The sequence below is a fragment of the Micromonospora sp. DT81.3 genome, assembly GCF_049847225.1.
Classification (GTDB): Bacteria; Actinomycetota; Actinomycetes; order Actinomycetales; family Microbacteriaceae; genus Microbacterium.
The window spans coordinates 1-1,481 of sequence record NZ_JBNCNY010000039.1 but is presented as its reverse complement, the minus strand read 5'-3'; the positions used below and the strand labels follow the sequence as shown (position 1 = coordinate 1,481).

Genomic DNA, 1,481 nt, shown 5'->3' with positions numbered 1-1,481 from the left:
CCCCCCGTTACTTTCTTCGTGGCCGTCCAGTGAGCATGCTGGGCGGTGACAGCCTGCCGGGCCCGGCATGATTGGTCCCCCCTGTCGTCGAATGATCCGGGGGGTGTTGTCACCGGGCCTGGTTGGCGGTGTGTGATCGCTGATAGGGGCTGGACCCGAGCCTGGACTCGAGGCCGTTCGTAACGTGGATGCCGAGACGCACCGTCGCGGCGCTGTCGCTGACACGAACGGAGAACGAGGTGGTTTCAAGCATCGACAGGTACGTCGACGTCGAGGTGTTCGTCGGGCTCGACGTCGGCAAGGGTGAACATCACGCGGTGGCCCTGGACCGCTCCGGGAAGCGGATCTTCGACAAGGCACTCCCGAACGACGAGGCGCGTCTGCGGCAACTGATCTCCGGTCTGGCTACGCGCGGTCCCGTCTTGATGGTCGTGGATCAGCCCGCCACGATCGGGGCGCTCCCGATTGCCGTCGCTCAGGCCGAGGGTGCTGTGGTCGGATACCTTCCGGGGCTTGCGATGCGACGGATCGCAGATCTGCACCCGGGCGAGGCGAAGACCGACGCTCGGGACGCCACGATCATCGCCGAGACGGCCCGCACCATGCCGCACACGCTTCGCTCGATCCAGGTCGCCGACGAGCAGATCGCCGAACTCACAATGCTTTGCGGGTTCGATGACGACCTCGCCGGGCAGATCGTGCAGGTCTCCAACCGGATCAGGGGTTTGCTCACCCAGGTGCACCCCGCACTGGAGCGGGCGATCGGGCCTCGACTGGATCACCCGGCGATCCTCGACCTGCTGCAGCACTACCCCTCCCCGGCAGCGATGCGCGCGGCGGGTGAGAGACGGGTCGGGAATCGGATGCTCAAGAACGCGCCCCGCAAAGGCCGCGTCTGGGCGGCCGAGATCGTCGCCGCCCTGGGTGAGCAGACCGTCGTCGTCACCGGCACCAGCGCGGCCGCGCTCGTCCTACCGCGCCTGGCAGAACAGCTCGCCGCGCTGCGTCGGCAACGAGATGAGATCGCCGGCGAGGTCGAGAAACTGGTCGACGCGCACCCTCTTCAGCCGGTCTTGACGAGCATGCCCGGAGTCGGCGTCAGGACCGCGGCCAGGCTCCTCACCGAAGTCACCACGAAGAGCTTCCCGGCAGCCGGGCACCTCGCCGCATACGCCGGTCTCGCCCCCGTGACACGGCGCTCCGGGTCCTCGATCCGCGGCGAGCACCCCTCCCGCCGGGGAAACAAGATCCTGAAACGGACCATGTTCCTCTCCGCATTCGCCGCACTGCGGGACCCGGAATCACGCGCCTACTACGACCGCAAGATCGCCCAAGGCAAGCGCCACAACCAAGCACTCATCGCCCTGGCCAGACGCCGCTCCGACGTCCTGTTCGCGATGCTCCGAGACGGAACCCTCTACCAACCGAGGAACACCGAACCCGCCCTTGCAGCTTGACACAGGACATAGGGGCACCCCCCC

Annotated in this window: 1 protein-coding gene; it reads left to right on the top strand. The window is 67.4% G+C overall.

The features are described from left to right. Window positions 1–188: 188 nt before the first annotated feature. Window positions 189–1,457 (top strand): IS110 family transposase, encoded by a 1,269-nt coding sequence (locus tag ACPW96_RS23225; protein WP_425886106.1) that lies wholly within the window; start codon window positions 189–191, stop codon window positions 1,455–1,457. Window positions 1,458–1,481: the final 24 nt, after the last annotated feature.